This is a genomic window from Streptomyces sp. JH34, assembly GCF_029428875.1.
Lineage (GTDB): Bacteria > Actinomycetota > Actinomycetes > Streptomycetales > Streptomycetaceae > Streptomyces.
In genome coordinates, this window is the sequence record NZ_JAJSOO010000001.1 from 3,042,279 (window position 1) to 3,065,829 (window position 23,551).

At 71.3% G+C, this 23,551-nt stretch carries 22 protein-coding genes; 11 read left to right on the forward strand and 11 right to left on the reverse strand.

Features of this window, described 5'->3' with window-relative positions:
- Positions 1-50: 50 nt before the first annotated feature.
- Genes LWJ43_RS13310 through LWJ43_RS13355 form a run of 10 tightly spaced genes read right to left on the reverse strand, consistent with a single transcriptional unit; the run spans position 51 to position 10,242 of the window.
- The gene (locus tag LWJ43_RS13310) at positions 51-1,586 is read right to left on the reverse strand and encodes an NADH-quinone oxidoreductase subunit N (protein ID WP_277332468.1); all 1,536 of its coding nucleotides are present in this window, start codon (positions 1,584-1,586) and stop codon (positions 51-53) included.
- Positions 1,583-3,133 (reverse strand): complex I subunit 4 family protein, encoded by a 1,551-nt coding sequence (locus LWJ43_RS13315; protein WP_277335880.1) that lies wholly within the window; start codon positions 3,131-3,133, stop codon positions 1,583-1,585. The genes LWJ43_RS13310 and LWJ43_RS13315 overlap by 4 nt, the downstream gene beginning before the upstream one ends.
- Positions 3,134-3,160: 27 nt before the next feature.
- Positions 3,161-5,161 carry an NADH-quinone oxidoreductase subunit 5 family protein gene (locus LWJ43_RS13320; RefSeq protein ID WP_277332469.1) on the reverse strand — a complete coding sequence of 667 codons (2,001 nt, stop codon included), beginning with the start codon at positions 5,159-5,161 and terminating at the stop codon, positions 3,161-3,163.
- Positions 5,158-5,574, reverse strand: coding sequence for an NADH-quinone oxidoreductase subunit NuoK (gene nuoK, locus LWJ43_RS13325; protein WP_277332470.1), 417 nt, complete (start codon positions 5,572-5,574; stop codon positions 5,158-5,160). Before nuoK ends, LWJ43_RS13320 begins: the two co-directional genes overlap by 4 nt.
- Positions 5,574-6,188: an NADH-quinone oxidoreductase subunit J family protein gene (locus tag LWJ43_RS13330; protein WP_277332471.1), complete on the reverse strand. Its 615-nt coding sequence runs from the start codon at positions 6,186-6,188 to the stop codon at positions 5,574-5,576. The genes nuoK and LWJ43_RS13330 overlap by 1 nt, the downstream gene beginning before the upstream one ends.
- Entirely contained in the window at positions 6,185-6,832 is a 648-nt protein-coding gene (locus LWJ43_RS13335; protein ID WP_277332472.1) for a NuoI/complex I 23 kDa subunit family protein, read from the reverse strand. The genes LWJ43_RS13330 and LWJ43_RS13335 overlap by 4 nt, the downstream gene beginning before the upstream one ends.
- The gene (locus tag LWJ43_RS13340) at positions 6,832-7,800 is read right to left on the reverse strand and encodes a complex I subunit 1/NuoH family protein (RefSeq protein ID WP_277332473.1); all 969 of its coding nucleotides are present in this window, start codon (positions 7,798-7,800) and stop codon (positions 6,832-6,834) included. Before LWJ43_RS13340 ends, LWJ43_RS13335 begins: the two co-directional genes overlap by 1 nt.
- Positions 7,797-9,323, reverse strand: coding sequence for an NADH-quinone oxidoreductase subunit C (locus tag LWJ43_RS13345; RefSeq protein WP_462100948.1), 1,527 nt, complete (start codon positions 9,321-9,323; stop codon positions 7,797-7,799). Before LWJ43_RS13345 ends, LWJ43_RS13340 begins: the two co-directional genes overlap by 4 nt.
- Positions 9,215-9,850, reverse strand: coding sequence for an NADH-quinone oxidoreductase subunit B (locus LWJ43_RS13350; RefSeq protein WP_277332474.1), 636 nt, complete (start codon positions 9,848-9,850; stop codon positions 9,215-9,217). The genes LWJ43_RS13345 and LWJ43_RS13350 overlap by 109 nt, the downstream gene beginning before the upstream one ends.
- Positions 9,841-10,242, reverse strand: a complete 402-nt coding sequence (locus LWJ43_RS13355; protein ID WP_014154653.1) for an NADH-quinone oxidoreductase subunit A — start codon at positions 10,240-10,242, stop codon at positions 9,841-9,843. The genes LWJ43_RS13350 and LWJ43_RS13355 overlap by 10 nt, the downstream gene beginning before the upstream one ends.
- Positions 10,243-10,446: 204 nt before the next feature.
- On the opposite strand from LWJ43_RS13355, the gene LWJ43_RS13360 reads away from it, so the two are divergent.
- From LWJ43_RS13360 to LWJ43_RS13380, 5 genes are all read left to right on the forward strand, one after another.
- Positions 10,447-11,646, forward strand: coding sequence for a sensor histidine kinase (locus LWJ43_RS13360; protein ID WP_277332475.1), 1,200 nt, complete (start codon positions 10,447-10,449; stop codon positions 11,644-11,646).
- 296 nt (positions 11,647-11,942) lie between these two features.
- Complete coding sequence (locus LWJ43_RS13365; RefSeq protein WP_277332476.1) at positions 11,943-13,295, forward strand: sensor histidine kinase; 1,353 nt, start codon at positions 11,943-11,945, stop codon at positions 13,293-13,295.
- 208 nt (positions 13,296-13,503) lie between these two features.
- Complete coding sequence (locus LWJ43_RS13370) at positions 13,504-14,163, forward strand: response regulator transcription factor (protein WP_277332477.1); 660 nt, start codon at positions 13,504-13,506, stop codon at positions 14,161-14,163.
- A gap of 270 nt (positions 14,164-14,433) precedes the next feature.
- Positions 14,434-16,389: a 2-oxoacid:acceptor oxidoreductase subunit alpha gene (locus LWJ43_RS13375; RefSeq protein ID WP_277332478.1), complete on the forward strand. Its 1,956-nt coding sequence runs from the start codon at positions 14,434-14,436 to the stop codon at positions 16,387-16,389.
- Between the two features lie 55 nt (positions 16,390-16,444).
- On the forward strand, positions 16,445-17,446 hold the full coding sequence (locus tag LWJ43_RS13380; protein WP_385448379.1) for a 2-oxoacid:ferredoxin oxidoreductase subunit beta: 1,002 nt from the start codon (positions 16,445-16,447) through the stop codon (positions 17,444-17,446).
- 10 nt (positions 17,447-17,456) lie between these two features.
- On the opposite strand, the gene LWJ43_RS13385 is transcribed toward LWJ43_RS13380, so the two are convergent.
- Positions 17,457-17,861 carry a winged helix-turn-helix transcriptional regulator gene (locus LWJ43_RS13385; protein ID WP_277332480.1) on the reverse strand — a complete coding sequence of 135 codons (405 nt, stop codon included), beginning with the start codon at positions 17,859-17,861 and terminating at the stop codon, positions 17,457-17,459.
- 137 nt (positions 17,862-17,998) lie between these two features.
- On the opposite strand from LWJ43_RS13385, the gene LWJ43_RS13390 reads away from it, so the two are divergent.
- From LWJ43_RS13390 to LWJ43_RS13415, 6 genes are all read left to right on the forward strand, one after another.
- Positions 17,999-18,859 (forward strand): SDR family oxidoreductase, encoded by an 861-nt coding sequence (locus LWJ43_RS13390; RefSeq protein ID WP_277332481.1) that lies wholly within the window; start codon positions 17,999-18,001, stop codon positions 18,857-18,859.
- 159 nt (positions 18,860-19,018) lie between these two features.
- Positions 19,019-20,008: an EamA family transporter RarD gene (gene rarD / locus LWJ43_RS13395; protein WP_277332482.1), complete on the forward strand. Its 990-nt coding sequence runs from the start codon at positions 19,019-19,021 to the stop codon at positions 20,006-20,008.
- A gap of 70 nt (positions 20,009-20,078) precedes the next feature.
- On the forward strand, positions 20,079-21,686 hold the full coding sequence (locus tag LWJ43_RS13400; protein ID WP_277332483.1) for an FAD-dependent monooxygenase: 1,608 nt from the start codon (positions 20,079-20,081) through the stop codon (positions 21,684-21,686).
- Between the two features lie 12 nt (positions 21,687-21,698).
- Positions 21,699-22,148 carry a hypothetical protein gene (locus LWJ43_RS13405; RefSeq protein WP_277332484.1) on the forward strand — a complete coding sequence of 150 codons (450 nt, stop codon included), beginning with the start codon at positions 21,699-21,701 and terminating at the stop codon, positions 22,146-22,148.
- A 64-nt stretch (positions 22,149-22,212) separates the two neighbouring features.
- A complete protein-coding gene (locus tag LWJ43_RS13410) occupies positions 22,213-22,662 on the forward strand; it encodes a VOC family protein (protein ID WP_277332485.1) in 450 nt (149 codons plus the stop codon).
- Positions 22,663-22,726: 64 nt separating this feature from the next.
- Positions 22,727-23,536 (forward strand): HAD family hydrolase, encoded by an 810-nt coding sequence (locus LWJ43_RS13415; RefSeq protein ID WP_277332486.1) that lies wholly within the window; start codon positions 22,727-22,729, stop codon positions 23,534-23,536.
- Positions 23,537-23,551: the final 15 nt, after the last annotated feature.

Genomic DNA, 23,551 nt, shown 5'->3' on the forward strand with positions numbered 1-23,551 from the left:
GCAAGACCATGCCCTGTGCACGGCTCCACGGGCAAGCCGGTCGGGGCTGGTCAGAAGAGGCTGACGGCGGCGAATCGGAGGATGAGCTGGGGCGCGCCCGACAGTGTGATTCCGGCTACGGCGGTGAGGGCGATCGCCAGGGTGAGCGGGGCGGGGGCCCTGTGCCGGGGTGCGGGGGACGCCGCCCCGGCCGCCGTGTCCGGCTCCGGGGCCACGAAGAGCGCGGCGGTCCACCGGAGGTAGTAGTAGAGCGCGATCACCACGTTGACGGCCATGACGACGGCGAGCCAGCCGAGTCCGGCGTCGACGGCCGCGGAGAAGACCGTGACCTTGGCGAAGAGGCCGATGATGCCGGGCGGCAGGCCCGCCAGGCAGAGCAGGAAGAAGCCCATGGCGAGCGCGGCCAGGGGGCGGGCGGCGTAGAGGCCGCGATAGTCGCTCAGGCGGTTGCCGGGGTGGCTGCGGGCGACGAGCGCGGCCACGGCGAAGGCCCCGAGGTTCACCACGGCGTACATCAGGGCGTAGGCGACGGTGGAGCCGATCTGCTCGTCGCTGGAGTACGCGGCGGCGGCGATCGGCACGAGCAGGTAGCCGGCCTGGCCGACGGACGACCAGGCGAGGAGGCGTACGGCGCTGCGGGCGCGGGTGGCGGTCTGCCGGAGCGCCGCGACGTTGCCGATGGTCATGGTGAGCGCGGCCAGGACGGCCAGCGCGGGCCCCCAGACGTCGGCGTACGACGGGAAGCCGATCACCGTGACGAGGACGAGGCCCGAGAAGCCGACCGCCTTGCCGACGACCGAGAGGTAGGCGGCGATGGGGAGCGGCGCTCCCACGTAGGTGTCGGGGACCCAGAAGTGGAACGGCGCGGCGGCGGTCTTGAAGGCGAAGCCGACGAGGGTGAGCACGACGCCGGCTTCGGCGAGCGTGGAGAACCTGCCCGGTACGTCGTCGAGGCGGGCGGCGATCTCCGTGAGGTGCATGGTCCCGGTCGTCGCGTAGACGAAGCTGACGCCCAGGAGCATGACGGCGGTGGCGACGACGGAGGAGAGGAAGAACTTCAGGGCCGCTTCGGAGGAGCGCCGGTCGCCACGCTTGATGCCGACGAGCGCGAACGCGGGGAGCGAGGCGACTTCGAGGGCGATGACGAGGGTGGTGAGGTCCCGGGCCGCGGGCAGCAGGGCGGCGCCCGAGGCGGAGGCGAGCAGGAGGAACCAGAATTCGCCGGCGGGGAGCTTGCGGGTGTCGCCGATCGAGAGCAGGGCGGTGAGCAGGGCTCCGCCGAGTACGAGGGCCTGGATGACGAGCGCGAAGTGGTCGGCGGTGTAGCTGCAGGCCTGCGACCCGTCGGTGAGGCAGAAGGTGGACCGGTCGCCGGCCCGCAGCGGGACGAGCGCCGCGAGGGCGGCGACGAGTCCCGCGACGGCCCCGTAGCCGAGGAGCGGCTTGTGCCGTCCGGCCACGAAGAGGTCGGCGACGAGGACGATCAGGGCCACGGACGCCGCGATGACGGGGGGCGCGATCGCGAGCCAGTCGACGGACTGGACGAGGCTCGCCGCCCCGGTTGCGCTGTCGGCTGCCACGGTCACGACTTGCCTCCTGCGAGGAGCTTCTGCACGGCCGGGTCGGTGAGGCCGAGGAGGACGGCGGGCCAGAGTCCGGCGAGGACGGTCAGGGCGGCGAGCGGCGTCCAGGCGGCGATCTCGTAGTGCTGGATGTCGGCGACCGGGTGGGGTTGCTCACGCTGCTCGCCCATGCAGACGCGGCGTACGACGATCAGCATGTACGCGGCCGTGAGCAGGGTGCCGAGGGCTCCGATGGACATGAAGGTGAGGAAGGCGGGGCGGCTGAGTCCCTCGGCGGGGTCGAAGGCGCCGAACAGCGTGAGCATCTCACCCCAGAACCCGGCGAGGCCGGGGAGCCCGAGGGAGGCGACGGCCGCGAATGCGAGGAGGCCGCCGAGCCGGGGCGCGCGGCCGTAGAGGGCGGCGCCGGTGGCCCCGGACAGGGTGTCGAGGTCCGCCGTGCCGTAGCGGTCCTTGACGGCGCCGACCAGGAAGAACAGCAGTCCGGTGATGAGGCCGTGGGCGATGTTCGCGAACAGTGCGCCGTTCACACCGGTCGGGGTCATGGTCGCGATGCCGAGGAGCACGAAGCCCATGTGGCCGACGGAGGAGTAGGCGATGAGGCGCTTGAGGTCGCCCTTGGCTCCGGGCCGGGCGAGGGCTAGGCAGGCGAGGGAGCCGTAGATGATGCCGACGACCGCGAACGCCGCGAGGTAGGGCGCGAAGGTCTGCATCCCGTCGGGGGCGACGGGGAGCAGGATACGGACGAAGCCGTACGTTCCCATCTTCAGCAGGACGCCTGCGAGGAGGACGGAGCCGACGGTCGGGGCTGCGGTGTGGGCGTCGGGCAGCCAGCTGTGCAGGGGCCACATCGGGGTCTTCACGGCCAGCCCGACGCCGACCGCCAGTACGGCGATGACCTGCACGGATGCGGTGAGGCCGCGGCCGTTGTCAGTGGCGAGTGCCACCATGTCGAAGGTGCCGCTCTCCAGTCCGATGAGGAGCAGCCCCAGCAGCATGACCACGGAGCCGAGCAGGGTGTAGAGGATGAACTTCCAGGCGGCGGGCTGCTTCCGGTCGCCGCCCCAGCGGGCGATGAGGAAGTACATCGGGATGAGGACCATCTCGAAGGCCAGGAAGAACAGCAGCAGGTCGAGGACGGCGAAGGTGGCCAGGGTGCCGGACTCGAGGACGAGGACGAGTGCGACGAAGGCCTTCGGGGAGGGGCCTGCGGGGGGCTTGAAGTAGCTGTAGAGGGCGCAGAGGAACGTCAGCAGCGCGGTCAGCACGAGAAGGGGGAGCGAGATGCCGTCGGTGCCGAGGTGGATCCGGACGTCGAGTGCCGGGATCCAGCTGATGTCCGTGGTGGCCTGCATCTTCGACGGGTGGTCGTGGTCGAATCCCGCGGCGAGGACGAGCGCGGCGACGAGCACGGCGCCGGTGACGGTCACGCCGTGGCGCAGCACGGCCTGGTCGGGGTTCCTGCCCTTGAGCCCGGGAGGGGCGGGCAGGAGCGCGGCGACCGCGCCGAGGAGCGGGGCGACGACGACGAACGCCAGAAGGAACTGCATCACGGATGCGCTGATATCGAACACGGCTCACGCCCCGGCGTAGACGTTGGCAAAGACGACGGCGGCGATCGCCAGGACAAGGGTTCCGGCGAGCAGCGCGCCCAGGTAGGTCTGCACGTTGCCGGTCTGGGCGCGGCGGACCAGGGTGCCGAGTCCGCGGGCGATGCCGCCCGAGCCGCGCACGTAGGTGTCGACCACCTCACGGTCCAGGAAGCGCACCAGCTGCGCGGCGGCGGCCGTGGGGCGGACGAACAGTGCCGTGTACAGGGCGTCCAGGTGGAAGCCGGTGACCGCGTGGCGGTGCAGCGGGCCCAGCAGGAGCCTGCCGGGGTCCGACGGGTCCGGGGCGCCCGCGATGGTGCCGTACGCCGCGGTGTGCGAGGCGATCGCCTCGGCCTCCACGAGGGCGGGTTCGGCGTCGGGGTGGGCGGCGACCGCGCCGACCGGGGGACGTTCGGCGAGCGCTGTGGTGTGGCGCCATGCCCCGTAGGTGACGAGCCCGCCGACGAGCCCGACACCGGTGGAGAGGACGGCGGTCGTGAGGGAGGGGGCGAGGCTGTGTCCGTCGAACCAGTCGATGAGGACACCGGTGGTGAGGCCGAAGGCGATCGTGGGGACGGCCAGTACCCAGAGGACGGAGGTCATCGCGAGGGGCTGCCTGCCGTGGTCGGCGGCCTCGGGACCGCGGCCCCGGAAGGCGAGGAGCCACAGCCGGGTGGCGTAGGCGGCGGTGAGGACCGCGGCGGCGAGTCCGGCGACGAGGACCAGCCAGCCGGCTGCCGCCGGGGCGACGTCGCGGTCTCCGAAGGCGGTGTGCTCGGCGGCGACGAGGACGGCTTCCTTGGAGAAGAAGCCGGCGAACGGAGGGATGGCGGCCAGCGCGAGGAGCGCGACGGTCATCGTCCAGAAGGCGTCGGGGATGCGCTTGGTCAGGCCGCTCATGCGGGACATGGCGGCGAGTGAGTTGGTGCCCGCCGCGTGGATGACGACACCGGCCGCGAGGAACAGGACGGCCTTGAACGCACCGTGCGAGATGAGGTGGAAGACGGCGGCCCCGCGGTCGCCGACGGCCAGGGCGCCGGACATGTAGCCGAGCTGGCCGATGGTCGAGTAGGCGAGCACACGCTTGATGTCGTCCTGTGCCAGTGCGGCGAGTCCGGAGCCGATCATCGTGACGGCGGCCATCGCCGCGAGGACGACGAGGGCGGCGCCGGAGGCGGCGAACACGGGGAGGAGCCGGGCCACGAAGTAGATTCCGGCGGCGACCATCGTCGCGGCGTGGATGAGCGCGGAGACGGGGGTGGGGCCGGCCATCGCGTCGGGCAGCCAGGTGTGCAGCGGGAACTGCGCGGACTTCCCCGCGACCCCGGCGAGGAGCAGCAGGGCGATGAGGGTGGGGTGGTCGAGCCCGCCGTTGCCGACGGCGGCCAGGATGCCGGTGATGCGGAACGTACCGGTGTCCGCGGCGAGTGCGAACAGGCCGATGAGGAAGGGCACGTCGCCGAGCTTGGTGACGAGGAAGGCCTTGAGGGAGGCCGCGCGCGCCTCGGGGGTCTCCCAGTAGTGGCCGACGAGGAAGTACGAGCAGATGCCCATGATCTCCCAGCCGACCAGGAGCACCATGAGGTCGCCGGAGTAGACGACGAGCAGCATCGCGGAGGTGAACAGGGAGACGAGGGCCGCGTACGAGGGGTAGCGGGCGTCGTCCTTGAGGTACGCCGTCGAGTAGACCTGGACGCAGGTGGCGACGAGCCCGACGAGGACGGCGACGAGGACGGCGAAGCCGTCCAGGTGCAGGGCCAGGTCGATCGGGACCGAGCCGGTGGGGGTCAGCCGGGTCACGGCGTCGATGGGCCGGCCGCCGCCCTGGCGTGACGCGACGAGGACCGCGAGGACGGCGGCGGCGAGAGTCGGCAGCACCGCGAGGGGGCGGACGAAGCCGGGCGCGGTGCGGCCCAGGAGGAGTCCTGCGGCGGCCCCCAGGAAGGGGAGGAGGGGGACGAGGACGGCGAGGGTCGTGGTGGTCACGCGGTGGCCTCTGCCTTCTTTGCCTTCCCTGCCGGAGCAGTGGCCTGGTCTGCGGTGGTGTCCCGGGCGTCGTCGCCGTCGCCGTCGGGGAGCGTCTCGGCGTCGTCGGTCTCCGCGGTGTCGCGCAGGCGGTCGATGTCGGAGCTGCCGCGGTTGCGGTACACCGCCAGGACGATCGCGAGGCCGATGCCGATCTCGGCAGCGGCGATGGCGATCGTGAAGAGGGTCAGGGCCTGCCCTCCGTGGAGTGCGTCGCGGAGCCAGACGTCGAAGGCGACGAGGTTGAGGTTGACGGCGTTGAGCATGAGCTCGACGGACATCAGGACGAGGATCGCGTTGCGGCGGGCGAGCACTCCGTACAGCCCCGTGCAGAAGAGGAGGACGGCGAGGACGGCGGGATAGGCGAGGTGCATCAGCTCTTGTCCTCCCGGTCGGCGACGGGCCGTTCCGTGCGGTCGGGGCCGGTTCGGCCGGCCCGGGTGTCCTGACGGTCCTTGCGGGACAGGACGATCGCGCCGACGAGCGCGGCGAGCAGCAGGACGGAGAGCGCTTCGAAGGGGAGCACCCAGTTCCGGAAGAGGAATTCCCCGGACGCCTTGGTGGAGCCCTGGGCGGGGCCGTCCAGATCGATCCAGGTCGTGCGGAAGGCGTCCACGACGACCCAGACGAGTGCGCCGGCCGCGGCGACGGACGCTCCGAGTGCGATCCACCGGTTGCCCGAGTCGGCGTCCGGGGAGCGGCCGATGGGGGCTCTGGTGAGCATCAGCCCGAAGAGGAGGAGGACCACGACGGAACCGACGTAGATCAGGACCTGCACCCACGCGATGAATTCGGCGGTGAGCAGGAGGTACTCCACAGCTATGCCGCCGAGCGCCACGACGAGCCACAGTGCGGCGTGCACGAGTTGCCTGGTCGTGACGGTGACGACGGCTGCGCCGAAGGTGGCGAGCCCGACCAGGAGGAAGGCGATCTCGACGCCGGTCGGTGAGAGGAAGCCGGGGTGGCCGGCGGTGGCCGAGAGGATCACTCCTGCCCCTCCTGTTCCGCTGCCCGGTCCGACCGGTCTTCCGGCGATTCTGCGGCCTCGCGGGCTTCCTGGGTCTCGCGGGTTTCCTGGGCCTCTCGGGCTTCCTGGGCCTCTCGTTCCTCCTGGGCCCGGAGCTTGTCGGCGGTCTTGCGCGCGGCGGCGATCTCCTTGGGCTCCTCGGCCCCAGGGTCGAGAGCGGGCGGCTCAGGAACGGTCCACATCCACTCGCGGAGCTTGTCGCGCTCGTGGGTCAGTTCGTGGATGTCCGTCTCCGCGTACTCGAACTCGGGCGACCAGAAGAGGGCGTCGAAGGGACACACCTCGATGCAGATACCGCAGTACATGCACAGGGCGAAGTCGATCGCGAAGCGGTCCAGGACGTTGCGGCTGCGCTCTCGGCCGCCGGGGGCGGCCGGGGGCACCGTCTCCTTGTGGGAGTCGATGTAGATGCACCAGTCGGGGCATTCACGGGCGCAGAGCATGCAGACCGTGCAGTTCTCCTCGAACAGTCCGATGACGCCCCGGGTGCGGGGCGGCAGTTCGGGCTGGACGTCCGGGTACTGCGCGGTGACCGTCCGCTTCGTCATGGTCCGCAGAGTGACGGCGAGGCCCTTGGCCAGGCCTGAGCCGGGGATCGGGGGCACTAGTTGATCGCCACCTTCACGATGCCGGTGAGCGCGATCTGCGCGAGGGCGAGGGGGATGAGCGTGGTCCAGGCGAGCTTCTGCAGCTGGTCCTCGCGCAGGCGGGGATAGGTGACCCGGAGCCAGATGACGACGAACGCGAGCACACCGGTCTTGAGCAGGGTCCACACCCACCCGAGCCCGTCGGCGCCGAACGGCCCGTGCCATCCCCCGAGGAAGAGGACGGTCGTCAGACCGCACAGGACGACGATGCCGGCGTACTCGGCGAGCAGGAACAGGGCGAAGCGGAGACCCGTGTACTCGGTGTACGCGCCGAAGATGATCTCGGAGTCGGCGACCGGCATGTCGAAGGGCGGGCGCTGGAGTTCGGCCAGCCCCGCCACGAAGAAGACCAGGGCGCCGACGATCTGCCAGGGCAGCCACCACCACTCGAAGGCGTTGAGGATGCCGGGGAGCGAGACGGTGCCGGCCGCCATGGCCACGGACGCGGCGGCGAGCAGCATCGGTAGTTCGTAGGCGAGCAGCTGCGCGGCGGTCCGCAGACCGCCGAGGAGGGAGAACTTGTTGGCCGAGGCCCAGCCCGCCATCAGCGAGCCGAGCACACCGACGCCCATGACGGCCAGCACGAAGAAGATGCCCGCGTCGACGACCTGGCCGACCGCTCCCTCCCCGGGGCCGATCGGGATGGCGACGATCACGAGGAGGTACGGGAGCAGGGCGACGGCGGGGGCCATCTGGAAGATGCGGCGGTCCGCTTCGGCCGGTACGACGTCTTCCTTCTGCGCGAACTTCACCCCGTCCGCGACGAGCTGGGCCCAGCCGTGGAAGCCGCCCGCGTACATGGGGCCGAGGCGGCCCTGCATGTGGGCCATCACCTTGTGCTCGGCCTGCCCCACGACGAGCGGGACCACCATGAACACGGCGAAGACGATGAGGAGGCGGAGGGCGACGTCGAGTACGTCGTTCACGCGGCATCGCCTCCGGTGGGTCGGTCGGGTCCGGGAGAATCTCCGGGGGAATCCGGGTCGGGCTCAGGCTCGGACACCGGCGGTTGCTCGGGCGCGGGCTGCGACGGTTGCTCGGGCTCCGGCTCGGACACGGGCTGCTCGGGCTCAGGCTGCGACGGCTGCGCGGGCTGCTCGGGCTCAGGCTGCTCGGGCCCGGGGGCCGACGGCCGCTCCGGCTTCGCCTCAGGCTCGGACACCGGCGGTTGCTCGGGCTCAGGCGCTGCCGGCCGCTCGGGCTCGGGTTGCGACGGCTGCCCGGGCTCCACCGGGGCGGACTGCTTCGGGGCAGGCTGCTCCGGGGCGGGCTGCTCGGGTGCGTCGCCGAAAGCGGGTTGCGCGTCGTGCCAGGGCGCGTCCGCGCTGCCGGCCGCTCCCTTCGCGCGTGTCGCGTCGCCGCCGCCCTTCGTCTTGCCGGCACCCGTCGTACCTGAGTCCGTCGTCGTACCTATGTCCGTCGTACCCGACTCCTCCGTACCCGACTCCTCCGTACCCGACTCCGTCGTACCCGCCGGAGGCGTGGCTGCCGGAGGCGTGGTTGCGGGAGTCTCGGGGGCCGAGCCGGTGGCCTGGCTCGCCGATCCCTGGGAGGCGCTGCGGGTGCGGCGCGGCGGTGCCGTCTGCGGGGTCTCAGCAGCGTCCGTCCGCTGCGCCGCCGAGCCCTCGCTCGCGCTGCGCGCCCGGCGCACCGGGCGGTCGCCCGCCGCACGGGCCGCCCGCGCCGGCCGGGCCGGAGCGGGCGGGAGCTGCCCCTTGAGCGGGCCCCACTCGTTGGGGTCCGGGACGCCCGGCGGCAGCATCGTGCGCCGCTTGGGCCCGCCGTGTTCCGACTCGCCCGGTTCCTTCGCCCCCGGCCAGGCCTTGGCGACCCGGGCCGCCAGGACGAAGTCCTTGCGCAGCGGGTGGCCTTCGAAGCTGTCGGGCAGCAGCAGCGGGACCAGGTGGGGGTGGTCCGCGAAATCGATGCCGAACATCTCGTGCGTCTCGCGCTCGTGCCAGGCGGCGCCCGCGTAGACGCCGACGGCGGTGGGCAGGCCGGCGGCCTCGTGCGGGACGGTCGTACGGAGCAGCAGACGGCGGACCGTGCCGCCGCCGAGGGCGGCGACGTGGGCGCAGACACGGAAGCCGGTGCCCGGTTCGTCGACGGCGCTCAGCCAGTCGAAGTAGGTGCAGCCCAGCTCGTCGCGCGCCGTTTCCAGGGCCCTGACCCAGGAGGCGGCGGGAACGTCGACGGTGAGCAGGTCGTACGCGTGCGCGGCGGTGGCGTCGGCGCCGAAGACGTCGGTGACGGCGTCGGGCAGCCGGTCGTAGGCGTCCGAGGGGCCCGAGGCGTCCGAGGGGCCCGAGGCGTCCGAGGGGCCCGAGGCGTCCGAGGCGGTCACTTCCGCTCCTCCCCCGGCGCCTTCGGGGCTGCCACGAGACCGCTGCGCAGGGCCGCTGCCGAGGGCCGGCCGGTGCTCTCGGTGGCGTACCGCTCGGCGAGCGATTCGCGGGCGATCTTCTCCTGGAGCTTGAGGATGCCCTGGAGGAGCGCCTCGGGCCGGGGCGGGCAGCCGGGTACGTAGACGTCGACGGGGATGATCTGGTCGACGCCCTTCGTCACGGAGTACGAATCCCAGTACGGGCCCCCGCAGTTGGAGCAGGCGCCGAAGGAGATGACGTACTTGGGTTCGGGCATCTGCTCGTAGAGCCGCTTCACGGCCGGGGCCATCTTGTCCGTCACCGTGCCGGACACGACCATCAGGTCGGCCTGCCGGGGCCCGGGCGCGAACGGGATGACGCCGAGCCGGATGAAGTCGTGCCGCGCCATGGAGGCCGCGATGAATTCGATGGCGCAGCAGGCGAGTCCGAAGTTGAAGACCCACAGGCTGTAGCGGCGGCCCCAGTTGAGGACCACCTTCATCGGCTCGGGCGCGAGCCGGGACAGCACTCCGAGCCTCTTCGGCTCGGGCAGTGTCGTCGGATCGGGCAGCGGCACGGGGGGTTCGGGGTTCGACCGGCTCGTCACGTCCATTCGAGGACGCCCTTCTTCCATGCGTAGAGCAGTCCCACGGCCAGGAAACCGAGGAAGATGAACATCTCCACCAGCGTCGTCGCCCCGTATCCCGGGGCCGCGAACACCGTCGCCCACGGGAACAGGAAGATCGAGTCGACGGCGAAGATCACGTACAGGAAGGCGTACACGTAATAGCGAACCTGGGTGTGGGCCCAACCCTCCCCTACGGGGTCGACACCGCACTCGTACGTGAGGAGTTTCTCCGGCGTCGGGACCACGGGCCTCAGCAGCCGGCCGGCCCCGAAGGCGACGGCGACGAACAGCACGCCCACCAGGGCGAGCAGTCCGACCACTGAGTAGCTCTGGAAGTAGTCCGACGCGAGAACGGTCGGTCCCGGCACGTCCGCCACGTCCGTCCCTCGCTCCCTCAACCTGTTCGACGGTCTGTACGCACGGGAGTCTAGGCCCTGTCAAAGAGAGGGTCAGCAGCCCCGTGGCAGAACGGGTGGGGCAGGAGGGGACCGAGGAGGCACGGGGCGAGGTGGGGTTATCCCTACTCGGCCCCACCCACGAACCCCATGGCGTGGGCTCGTCCGGCCCGGCACGCTGGTCCCATGACCATGAGCCCCTCCGTGCCGGACAACGACCGGCCGCCGCCCGCGCGCTTCGCCTTCGACCGGTGGACGTGGAAGGAGATCGCGTTTCTCCTGGCCAACCTGCCGATGGCCGTCGCCGGGTTCGTGTACACCGTGTTCCTGATCGGCGTGGGTGCCGGGCTCTCCGTCACGGTGGTCGGTCTGCCGCTGCTCGCCCTGGGGCTGCAAGGGGCGCGCGGGCTCGGCCGGGTGGAGCGCGGCCGGGCGCGGGGGATGCTGGGGGTGCGGATCGAGGAGCCGAGCCCCATGGCTCGGAGCCGCCGGGACCAGGGCTTCTTCACCTGGCTGTGGGCGGGGCTGAAGGATCCGGTGGGCTGGCGGGCGTTGCTGTATTCGTTCATCCGGCTGCCGTGGGGTGTGGCGACGTTCGTCGTGACGCTGGTGGGCCTGTTCGTCCTCTGGCCCGTCCTCCCGTTCATCGTGCGCGGTCTGACGAACGCGGACCGGGCGATGGCGCGGGGTCTGCTCTCGCCGTCCGACGAACTGGAGCGCAGGATCGCCGAGCTGGAGTCGGACCGGGGTGTGGTCGTGGACACGGCCGCCGCGGACCTGCGCCGCATCGAGCGCGACCTCCACGACGGCGCACAGGCCCGCCTCGTCGCCCTCGCCATGGGCCTGGGGCTGGCGAAGGAGAAGCTCACCGACGACCCGGAAGCCGCGGCCCGCATGGTCGACGAAGCACACGGAGAGGTCAAGGTCGCCCTCCAGGAACTCCGCGACCTCGCCCGCGGCATCCACCCCGCCGTCCTCACCGACCGCGGCCTCGACGCCGCACTCTCAGCCATCGCCTCCCGCTGCACCGTCCCCGTGACCGTGACCGTGACGCTTTCGGACCGGCCGGCCGAGGCCATCGAGGGCATCGCGTACTTCACGGTCTCCGAACTCCTCCAGAACGTCAGCAAGCACAGCCGCGCCCGCGCCGCGTCCGTCGACGTGTGGCGGACGGGCGACCGGCTGATGCTCCAGGTACGGGACGACGGGACGGGCGGCGCCCGGCTGGACGGCGGCACGGGCATGTCGGGGCTGGCGGAGCGTCTGGGAGCCGTCGACGGGCTCTTCGTCCTGGACTCCCCCGAGGGCGGCCCCACCACGGTCACCGCGGAGTTGCCGTGGCGCGACCGCGCGGGCACCGGGACCGAGCGGGTCGGCGCGGCGTGAACCGGCAGCCCGCGCCCCGCGACCACACCGCGCGTACGGCGACGCGGGCCCTCCCCGCACCGCCGCGGGGAGCGGCTCCCCCCGGCTTCGGCCAGGGGCGCCCGATGGTGGGGAAAACCCCCTGCCGGATACGGAGACCGCCCTCATGGTGCGGTGGCTCCCGGCACAGCAGTCTTGAGACATCAGCCCTTTGATCGGCCCGCGGGGAGCACCGGCCCGCAGGAACCTACGGGGGCATCCTCCCCACGAAGACCCGCGGGGAGTCCCCGCCCACAAGAAACGGACGGACGCCACTGATGGCCACGGCATACGGACCGGACACGCGGGACCGCCACAGGCCCGGTACCGGGGCGGGGAGCCGCCCCCCGGCGAAGCACCTCCTGCCGGCGGCGCTGCGCGCGCCCTTCGAGGCGCGTACGTGGCGGGAACTGGGCTACGTGCTCCTGAGCCTGCCGATCAGCCTGGTGCTGTTCTGCTTCGCGGTGACCATGGTGTCGCTGGGACTGGGCATGCTGATCACCTTCCTCGGCATTCCGATACTCGCGGCCGGCCTGGCGGTGTGCCGCGGTTTCGGTGCCGTGGAGCGGGCCCGGGCACGCGCTCTGCTGGGGCTGGACATCGCGGATCCCGCGCCGATGCGCGGGCAGGGCGGCCTGATGTCCTGGGTCGGTGCCGTGCTGAAGAGCGGGGTGTCCTGGCGGCATCTCCTCTACGCGGTGCTGCACATGCCGTGGGCGACGTTCGCGTTCGTCGTCGCGGTCAACCTCTGGGCCTACGGCTGGGCGGCGTTCACCTATCCGCTCTGGCGCTGGGTCTTCCCGGCGTACGCGGGCATCGACGGCATCCAGCTGTACGGCGACCGGACGCACCAGGTCTATCTGGACTCCTCCTTCGAGATGGCGGTGACCAGCGCGTCGGGCCTGGCGGTCGTCCTGGTCACGCCGTGGATCGTCCGCGGTCTGGTGGCCGTGGACCGGGTCATGGTCCTGGGTCTCCTCGGTCCTTCCCGGCTGGCCACCAGGGTCTCGGAGCTGGAGTCGGACCGGGGTGTGGTCGTGGACACGGCCGCCGCGGACCTGCGCCGCATCGAGCGCGACCTCCACGACGGCGCACAGGCCCGCCTCGTCGCCCTCGCCATGGGCCTGGGGCTGGCGAAGGAGAAGCTCACCGACGACCCGGAAGCCGCGGCCCGCATGGTCGACGAAGCACACGGAGAGGTCAAGGTCGCCCTCCAGGAACTCCGCGACCTCGCCCGCGGCATCCACCCCGCCGTCCTCACCGACCGCGGCCTCGACGCCGCACTCTCAGCCATCGCCTCCCGCTGCGCCGTCCCCGTGAAGGTCGTCGTGGATCTGGAGTCACGGCCCGCGCAGGCCATCGAGGGCATCGCGTACTTCACGGTCTCCGAACTACTCCAGAACGTCAGCAAGCACGCCCGGGCCACCCGCGCCTCCGTCGACGTGTGGCGGACGGAGGACCGGCTGATGCTCCAGGTACGGGACGACGGGACGGGCGGCGCCGGGGTGTCGACGGGCAGCGGGCTGGCCGGGCTGACGGAGCGGCTGGACGCGGTGGACGGCGTCCTCGTCGTCGACTCCCCCGCGGGCGGCCCGACGACGATCACGGCCGAACTGCCCTGGCGGGGCTGAGCCCCGGGCCCCGTGCACGGGCCGGACCCGCAGTGCCCCGGACGCCACCACGGCGTCCGGGGCACTGCGGTGCGTACCGGCGGTGCCGGAACCACTGGTCCACGCTCACGGGGGCGCCGAAGCTGGAATGCTGGACACACGAGCGGCGCGCGGGAGCGCGTACACACGCAACACCGACAGTGGGGGACACAACGTCGTGGAGGAAAGAGTGCGAGTCGTCATCGCCGAGGACTCGGTGCTGCTCCGGGAGGGACTCACCCGGCTGCTGACCGATCTCGGGCACGACGTCGTCGCGGGGGTCGGGGACGCCGAGGCGCTGATCAAGACGGTGAGCGACCTCGCGGGGCAGGACGCCCTGCCGGACGTGGTGGTCGCCGATGTGCGGATGCCGCCGACCCACACCGACGAGGGCGTGCGGGCGGCGGTGCGGCTGCGCAAGGACCACCCGGACATCGGGGTGCTGGTCCTGTCGCAGTACGTCGAGGAGCAGTACGCCACCGAACTGCTGGCCGGCAGCAGCCGCGGGGTGGGCTACCTCCTCAAGGACCGGGTCGCGGAGGTACGGGAGTTCGTGGACGCCGTGGTGCGGGTGGCGCGGGGCGGGACCGCGCTGGACCCCGAGGTGGTGGCGCAACTCCTGGGCCGCAGCCGCAAGCAGGACGTGCTGGCGGGACTCACGCCACGCGAGCGGGAGGTCCTCGGTCTGATGGCGGAGGGGCGTACGAATTCGGCCGTGGCCCGGCAGCTGGTGGTCAGCGACGGAGCGGTGGAGAAGCACGTCAGCAACATCTTCCTGAAACTCGGCCTGTCCCCCAGTGACGGGGATCACCGACGCGTTCTCGCCGTTCTCACTTATCTGAACTCATGACGACGCGATGATCTATCTGTGATCATCTGGATGATCCACCCGCAGTCGAACGATTCCCCGGGACCTAGGACGAAAGGATGAGTACGAGGGGGTTCGGACGTCGGCTGAGGGGGCCCGGGAAATGTGGCAGAGCGTGACGTATTCATTGTCGGAAACGCGTCCACCATATGACCGGTCCGAGGAAGGCGACCCTTACAGAAGTAGGGTGGGGCCTGGACCGCCGGCGGGCCGGCCGGTCCCGAGCCGCCGCCCCGAGGGAGGTCCAGTTCAGTGACCAGCCAGGTCAGTAGCCCAGCCGGAAAGTCCGATGAGGCCAGCGAGGCTGTCGTCGGGGAACAGCGCGCCCCGCACATTGTTCGTGCGGGTGCCGCCGAGAAGGAAATCCGCCGTCTGGACCGGGTGATCATCCGTTTCGCGGGTGACTCGGGTGACGGTATGCAGTTGACGGGCGACCGCTTCACGTCGGAGACGGCGTCGTTCGGCAACGACCTGTCGACGCTGCCCAACTTCCCTGCCGAGATCCGGGCGCCCGCCGGAACCCTGCCGGGCGTCTCGTCGTTCCAACTGCATTTCGCCGACCACGACATCCTGACGCCGGGCGACGCTCCGAATGTGCTGGTCGCGATGAATCCCGCGGCATTGAAGGCGAATATCGACGATGTTCCGCGCGGGGCGGACATCATCGTGAACACGGATGAGTTCACCAAGCGTCCGATGGCGAAAGTCGGATACACCGAGTCTCCTCTGGAGGACGGTTCTCTCGAGGCATACAACGTGCATCCGGTGCCGTTGACGACATTGACGATCGAGGCGTTGAAGGAGTTCGGACTTTCCCGCAAGGAGGCCGAGCGGTCGAAGAATATGTTCGCGCTCGGGCTGTTGTCGTGGATGTACAACCGTCCGACCGAGGGGACGGAGACGTTTCTCCGGTCGAAGTTCGCCAAGAAGCCGGACATCGCCGAGGCGAATGTGGCGGCGTTCCGTGCGGGCTGGAATTTCGGTGAGACGACGGAGGATTTCGCTGTCTCCTACGAGGTCGCACCCGCCTCACAGGCCTTCCCGACGGGCACCTACCGCAATATCTCAGGGAATCTGGCGCTGTCGTACGGGCTGATCGCGGCGGGCCGGCAGGCGGACCTGCCGGTGTACCTCGGCTCGTATCCGATCACTCCGGCGTCCGACATCCTGCACGAGTTGAGCAAGCACAAGAACTTCGGTGTGCGGACCTTCCAGGCGGAGGACGAGATCGCCGGGATCGGGGCGGCGCTGGGGGCGTCGTTCGGTGGTTCACTGGGCGTCACGACGACGTCGGGTCCGGGTGTGGCGCTGAAGTCGGAGACGATCGGTCTGGCGGTGTCGCTGGAGCTGCCGCTGCTGATCATCGACATCCAGCGCGGCGGCCCTTCCACCGGTCTGCCGACCAAGACCGAACAGGCCGACCTGCTTCAGGCCATGTACGGGCGCAACGGTGAGGCACCGGTTCCGGTCGTGGCACCGAGGACCCCGGCGGACTGCTTCGACGCCGCCCTGGACGCGGCCCGGATCGCGCTGACCTACCGCACCCCGGTCTTCCTGCTCTCGGACGGGTATCTCGCGAACGGCTCCGAGCCGTGGCGGATCCCCGAGGCCGACAGCCTCCCGGACCTGCGGACACAGTTCGCGACCGGTCCGAATCACGAACTCGCGGACGGCACCGAGGTGTTCTGGCCCTACAAGAGGGACCCCGAGACGCTGGCCCGCCCGTGGGCGGTACCGGGCACCCCGGGTCTGGAGCACCGGATCGGGGGGATCGAGAAGCAGGACGGCACGGGGAACATCTCCTACGACCCGGCCAACCACGAATTCATGGTCCGCACCCGCCAGGCCAAGATCGACGGCATCCGGGTCCCCGACCTGGAGGTCGACGATCCGGCCGGGGCGACGACGCTGGTCCTGGGCTGGGGTTCGACGTACGGGCCGATCACCGCGGCGGTGCGCCGTCTCCGCGCGGCCGGCGAGACGATCGCCCAGGCACACCTGCGCCACCTCAACCCCTTCCCCGCCAATCTCGGCGAGGTCCTACGGCGTTACGACAAGGTCGTCGTCCCGGAGATGAACCTGGGTCAGCTCGCCCTGCTCCTGAGAGCCAAGTACCTCGTGGACGCACAGAGCTTCAACCAGGTCAACGGAATGCCCTTCAAGGCCGAGCAGCTCGCCACAGTCCTCAAGGAGGCCATCGGTGCCTGACGCCAACGCCAACGAGCTCCTCCAGCTGGTTCCCAAGGCCGAGGGCAAGCAGTCCATGAAGGACTTCAAGTCCGACCAGGAGGTGCGCTGGTGCCCGGGCTGCGGTGACTACGCGGTCCTCGCGGCGGTGCAGGGCTTCATGCCCGAACTGGGCCTGGCCAAGGAGAACATCACCTTCGTCTCCGGCATCGGCTGCTCGTCCCGCTTCCCGTACTACATGAACACGTACGGGATGCACTCGATCCACGGCCGCGCCCCCTCCATCGCCACGGGGCTGGCGACCTCCCGCCGCGACCTGTCCGTCTGGGTCGTCACCGGCGACGGGGACGCGCTGTCCATCGGCGGCAACCACCTGATCCACGCCCTGCGCCGCAACGTGAACCTCAAGATCCTGCTGTTCAACAACCGGATCTACGGGCTGACGAAGGGGCAGTACAGCCCCACCTCAGAGGTCGGCAAGATCACCAAGTCGACGCCGATGGGCTCCCTCGACGCCCCCTTCAACCCGGTCTCACTCGCCCTGGGCGCGGAGGCCTCCTTCGTCGCCCGCACCGTGGACTCCGACCGCAAGCACCTCACGAGCGTGCTGCGCGCGGCGGCCGACCACCCCGGCACCGCGCTGGTGGAGATCTACCAGAACTGCAACATCTTCAACGACGGCGCCTTCGAGGTGCTGAAGGACAAGGAACGGGCCGAGGAGGCGGTGATCCGCCTCGAACACGGCAAGCCGATCCGCTTCGGATCCGAAGACTCCAAGGGCGTCGTCCGCGACCCCCTCACCGGAGACCTGTCCGTCGTCGCGGTCACCGAGGACAACCAGTCCCAGATCCTCGTCCACGACGCCCACAACCCCAGCCCCACGACGGCGTTCGCGCTGTCGCGGCTGGCCGACGCGGACACCCTGCACCACACCCCCATCGGGGTCCTGCGCAGTGTGGAGCGCCCGGTCTACGACTCGCTCATGTCCGACCAGCTCGACGCCGCGATCGAGCAGCACGGCAAGGGCGACCTGAGCACCCTGCTGGCCGGGAACGACACCTGGACCGTGGTCGGCTGATCCGCCGTCGTCACCGCCCGACGGGGCCCGGAGCCGCCTGGCTCCGGGCCCCGTCGTACGTCTCGCGGGCGCTCTCCACCGCTTCCACCCGCCGCTCCGCCCACCGTGCCAGGCCCCAGACCTGCTCGGCGGCCTCCTTGCCGAGCGGGGTGAGCGAGTAGTCCACCCTCGGCGGGATCACCGGCTTGGCGTCGCGGTGCACGAATCCGTCGCGCTCCAGCGTCTGCAGGGTCTGGGCGAGCATCTTCTCGCTGACCCCGCCCACGGTGCGGCGCAGCTCGCCGAAGCGGTACGGGCGCTCCAGCAGCGCGGCCAGCACCAGCACGCCCCAGCGGCTGGTGACGTGTTCCAGCACCAGCCGGGAGGGACACATCGGCTGGTTCACACCCGGGACCCGGACACCGCTTACGCTCATGCCAGTACCTTACTCCAAAGTGGGTACTTTCGCATCGACAGTGCACCTCCTAGAGTGAGTGCGAAGAGTTCAGGGACCACGTCCCCAGGATCAGCGCGACCGGCCGGCGGACCCGGCCGGTACACCAGGAGGAAACAATGAGCATCGTCGTCACCGGAGCCACCGGCCTGCTCGGCCGCCTCGTCGTCGAGAGGCTGCTCGCCACGGTCCCCGCCGAGTCGGTCGCGGCGGTCGTCCGCGACAAGGAGAAGGCCGCGCCGCTCGCCGCCCGGGGCGTGGAGCTCCGGGTCGCCGACTACGACCGGCCCGAGACCCTGACCGGCGTGTTCCGCGCCGGCGACCGGGTGCTGCTGATCTCGGCGAACGAGGTCGGCAGGCGCGTTCCCCAGCACACCGCCGTGATCGACGCCGCCAAGGCGGCGGGAGTGGCACAGCTCGCCTACACCGGCGTACTGGGCGGACCGGACGCGGACTTCCAGCTGGCCGCCGAGCACAAGGTGACCGAGCAGCTGATCCTCGACTCCGGCCTCCCCCACACCTTCCTGCGCAACGGCTGGTACACGGAGAACTACACCGCGAACCTGGCGCCCGTCCTGGAGCACGGCGCGGTCGTCGCGAACGCGGGCGAGGGGCGCGTCGCCTCCGCCACGCGGGCCGACTACGCGGACGCGGCCGCCGCCGTACTGACGGGCGACGGCCACATCGGCGCCACGTACGAGCTGAGCGGTGACGTGGCCTGGTCGCTGGCCGAGTACGCCGCCGTGGTGGCCGAGGCGACCGGCAAGGAGATCACGTACAGGAACGTGCCGGCCTCGGTGCACCAGGAGATCCTCACCGGAGCCGGGCTGCCCGAGCCCTTCGCCGCGATCCTCGTCGACGTGGACGAGGCCGTGGCGCGCGGCGCGCTCGCCGCGACGAGCGGCGACCTGGCCCGCCTGATCGGCCGCCCCACCACCCCCCTGGCCGACACGGTCGCCGCGGCGGTCGCGGCCTCCTGAACGCGTGCCCCCGCGGCGGTTCGCCGCCCGAACGGGCACCCCGGGGCGCGCCAGCGCCTGTCACGACCGTTTCCGTGAGACGGCAATGACAGAGGGCCTTTCCGGCGCTACCGTCGTGCAGTCGGCCGACCGCCGGCACCAGGATCGCCGGGAGGGCCCGTGAAGGGGAAGAACGAGCAGCGGGCAGGCCTGCTGTACGGAGTCGGCGCGTACGGGATGTGGGGCCTCGTGCCCCTCTTCTGGCCTCTGCTCGAACCGTCGGGAGCGGTGGAGATCCTCGCCCACCGCATGGTCTGGTCCTTGGGTGTCGTCGGCATCGCCCTGCTGGTCCTGCGCCGCTGGGCGTGGATCGGCGAGCTGCTGCGGCAGCCCCGGCGACTGGGGCTGATAGCGGTCGCCGCGGCCGTGATCTCGGTCAACTGGGGCCTCTACATCTGGTCCGTGAACAACGGACACGTCGTCGAGGCGTCGCTCGGCTACTTCATCAATCCGCTCGTCACCATCGCCATGGGCGTCCTGCTGCTCGGCGAGCGGCTGAGGCCCGCACAGTGGGCCGCGGTGGCCACCGGCTTCGCCGCGGTGCTCGTGCTGGCGGTCGGCTACGGGCAGCCGCCGTGGATCTCGCTGGTGCTGGCCTTCTCCTTCGCGACGTACGGCCTGGCGAAGAAGAAGGTCAACATGGGCGGCCTGGAGTCCCTGGCCGCCGAGACCGCCGTGCTGTTCGTGCCCGCGCTCGGCTTCCTGCTGTGGCTCGGCGCGAGCGGCGACGCGACGTTCCTGACCGGGGGCGCGGGTCATGGGGCCCTGCTCGCCGCGACCGGGCTCGTCACCGCGATCCCGCTCGTCTGCTTCGGCGCGGCGGCGATCCGGGTGCCGCTGTCCGTCCTGGGCCTGCTGCAGTACCTGGCACCGGTCTTCCAGTTCGCACTGGGCATCCTGTACTTCCACGAAGCCATGCCGCCGGAGCGCTGGGCCGGATTCGCCCTGGTCTGGGTCGCGCTGATCGTGCTGACCTGGGACGCCCTGCGGACGGCACGGCGCACGAGGGCGGAGGCCCTGCGCATGGCGGTGCGGGCCGCGGAGGCCGTGGCGCCCGTCGCGACGGCCTCGGCGTCCGACCCGGACGCGAACACTCCGGTCAAAAAATAGTTACCCAGTTGCTTTTTTGACTCGGTTGCGTTGTCCTTGGTCCTCAGGACGCGCTGACCGAGGAGCAGGCATGACCGACGTACTCATCGTGGGCGCGGGCCCGACGGGACTGACACTGGCCTGCGATCTGGCCAGGCGCGGCATCGGCGTCCGGGTCGTGGACAAGTCGCCGGAGTACCCGCGCAGCTCGCGCGCCAAGGGGCCCAATCCCCGTTCCCTGGAGGTCCTGGAGGACCTGGGTGTCGTCGAGGCGGTGCTGGCGGCGGGTTCGGCGCCGCTACCGATGCGCAAGTACCGCGACGGCGTGCCGGTCTCCGACGCCGACCCGTATGCCGGTTCCTCACCGACGCCGGACGCGCCCTACGACCGGGGCAGGCTCGTCGCCCAGTGGCGGCTGGAGGAGATCCTGCGCGACCGGCTCGCGGGTTTCGGCGTGACCGTGGAGACGGGCACCGAGGTCGTGGGCCTCACCGACCGAGGCGCCTCGGTGGCCGTCGCCCTCGCTGACGGCTCCGGCGCGGACGCGCGCTACGTGGTGGGGTGCGACGGCGCCCGCAGCCGCGTGCGGAAGCTGCTCGGCATCCCGTTCGACGGCGAGACGGACGAGGCACAGCAGATGGTCTGCGGCGACGTCGAGATCACCCCCGGCGTCCTCGACCGGGGCATCTGGCACCAGTGGTTCGACGAGGACGGGGCCGTCATGCTCTGCCCGATACCCGGTACACAGACGGGCTGGTGGTTCCAGTCGGGCCCGGAGCGGGACGGGGACGGGCGGCCACTCGCCCCCTCCCTGGAGGGCTTCCGGCGGCTCTTCGCCCGGCACACCCGGCTTCCCTCCGCTCACCTCACCGGCGCGACCCTCCTCTCGACGTACCGCGTCAACGTGCGCATGGCGGACCGCTACCGGCTCGGCCGGGTCCTCCTCGCCGGGGACGCGGCCCATGTGCACGCGATCGCGGGCGGGCTGGGCATGAACACCGGCATCCAGGACGCGTTCAACCTCGGCTGGAAGCTCGCCCAGGTGCTGCGGGGGCGGGCCGGGGACGAGCTGCTGGACACCTACGAGGAGGAACGGCTGCCGGTCGCCGCCTGGACGCTGGACCTCGCCTCGGAGCGGCTCCGGGCGACGCTGGAGGCGATCAGGAAGCCGGGCGGCGGACTCGACACCGCGGTCACCCCGTCGACGACGGGACTCGACCAGGGCTACCGGTGGAGTTCCCTCGCCCGCCCCGGGGGCCACCGGGGCCTACGGTCCGGCGACCGCGCCCCGGACGCCCCCTGTACCGACGCGGGCACCGGCACGCCCACCCGCCTCTTCCGTGTCCTGGCCGGCCCGCACATCACCGTGCTGGGCTTCGGCCCGGGAACGGAACACGTGCTCCGGGAGGCAGCCGCAGCCCACGACGGCATCGTGCGGGCCTTCCGGGTGTACGACGCGGGGACCGCCCCCGCCTCCCCTCTGCCCGGGGCACTGCACGACCGGGACGGACACGCCCGCACGGCATATGGCGTCACCGGGGACACCGTCGTCGTGATCCGGCCCGACAACCACGTGGGGCTGATCGCGGACGCGGAGGACCACGGTGCCGCACTCCGGTATCTGGCCGTGCTGGACAGGGCCCGGGAGGCGGACCGGATGTGTGGGGCAGGCATGGTGGACGGCACCCGCAAAGGCTGATTGAGTGCGCGGATGGGGACGATCCTGAAGGACATGAGGCACGTTCAGTGGCATGAGCTGCGCCATGCCCAGGGCTCCGCGTCCCAGGTCCCCGGGATGCTGTCGCGCATAGCCTGGGGCGACACCGAGTCCGCCGAGGACGCGCTGAGCGATCTGGGTCAGTGGATCGCCGCCCTGGCCGTGTTCGACGCGACGGTCGCCGCGGTGCCCTTCCTGTGGGAACTCGCCGCCATGGAGACCGTGAGGGACCGCGCGGGCGTGCTCGGCCTGCTGGGGACCATCCTCGCCCACGGCCACGCGCACCACCCTGAGTGGACCAGGGACGCGCATCTCGCGGTCCTCGCCGGCCGGACGACGGCCGAGCGGCTGACCGCGGACGGCGACCCGGCGGTGAGCGCGGCGGCCGGGGAGCTCCTCACCGCGTGCGGCGGCCACGTCTGCGCGGCCTGCCCGCCCCGATGACGGACGGACCGGTCCCGGCGCGCCCGTTGCCGCAGCGGTCGGACAACCAGTACAAACGGTTTTCATGACTCTGCACTGGAAGGTCGTCATCGATGCCAACGACCCGCATGCCCAGGCCGACTTCTGGGCCGAGGCCCTCGGCTACGTCGTGGAGGACAACAGCGTCCTGATCGAGGAACTGCTCGGCGCGGGAGTCGTGACCGAGGCCGCCACCGTCGAGCCCCACGGACATCGCGCCTGGCGCGATCTCGCCGCGGTGCGGCACCCGGACGATCCGTACGACCCGAAGAGCGGGACCGGCCTCGGGCGCCGGCTGCTCTTCCAGCGCGTGACGGAGCCCAAGACGGTGAAGAACCGCCTCCATCTGGACGTGCACACCGCTCCCGGACAGCGCGAGGCCGAGGTGGAACGGCTGGTGGAGCTCGGCGCCGGCGTGCTGCGCGTCGTCGAGCAGCCGGGCGGATCGTGGCAGGTGCTCCTGGACCCGGAGGGCAACGAGTTCTGCGTCCACTGAGCGTCGGACCGTCCTCGCAGGTCAGCGGCGTACGGCTGAAAGGCGATCTCTCTAGGCTGACCACATGTTCACGCCACCCGCCGCATACACCCTCGTCGCCACGGATCTGGACGGCACACTGCTGCGTTCCGACGACTCCGTGAGCCCCCGCTCCCGCGCGGCCCTCACCCGTGCCGCGTCGGCCGGAGCACAGCACCTGATCGTCACGGGCCGGCCGGTGCCCGGCATACGCGCCCTGCTCGCGGACCTCGGCTACGACGGCCTCGCGGTTTGCGGGCAGGGCGCGCAGGTGTACGACGCCGGGTCGGCCCGCATGGTGAACTCGGTGACCCTGGACCGGGACCTGGCCGACACCGCGCTCGGCAAGATCGAGGCCGAGGTGGGGCAGGTCTTCGCCGCCGTGGACCAGGACGGCCCCGACGGCCGGACCCTCATCGAGCCGGGTTACCGCATGCCGCATCCCTCGCTCCCCGCCCGGCGTGCCGGGCGTCGCGCGGACCTGTGGGCAGCGCCGGTCATCAAGGTCCTGATACGCCATCCCGCGCTCACGGACGACGAACTGGCCTCCGCCGCCCGCGGGGCGGTGGGCGACCTGGCGTCCGTCACGATGGCGGGTCCCGGCACGGTGGAACTGGCGCCGTACGGCGTGGACAAGGGAACCGGGATCGCGCTGGCCGCCGGGCTGCTGGGCCGCGACCCCGCGGGAGCGGTGGCGTTCGGGGACATGCCCAACGACCTGCCCATGTTCCGCCGCTCGGGACACCGGGTGGCGATGGCCGGCGCACACCCGGAACTGCGGGCGGAGGCGGACGAGATCACACTCTCGAACGAGGCGGACGGCGTCGCGGTGGTCCTGGAGCGGCTGTTCGCCTGAGGAGTACGGCCGTCG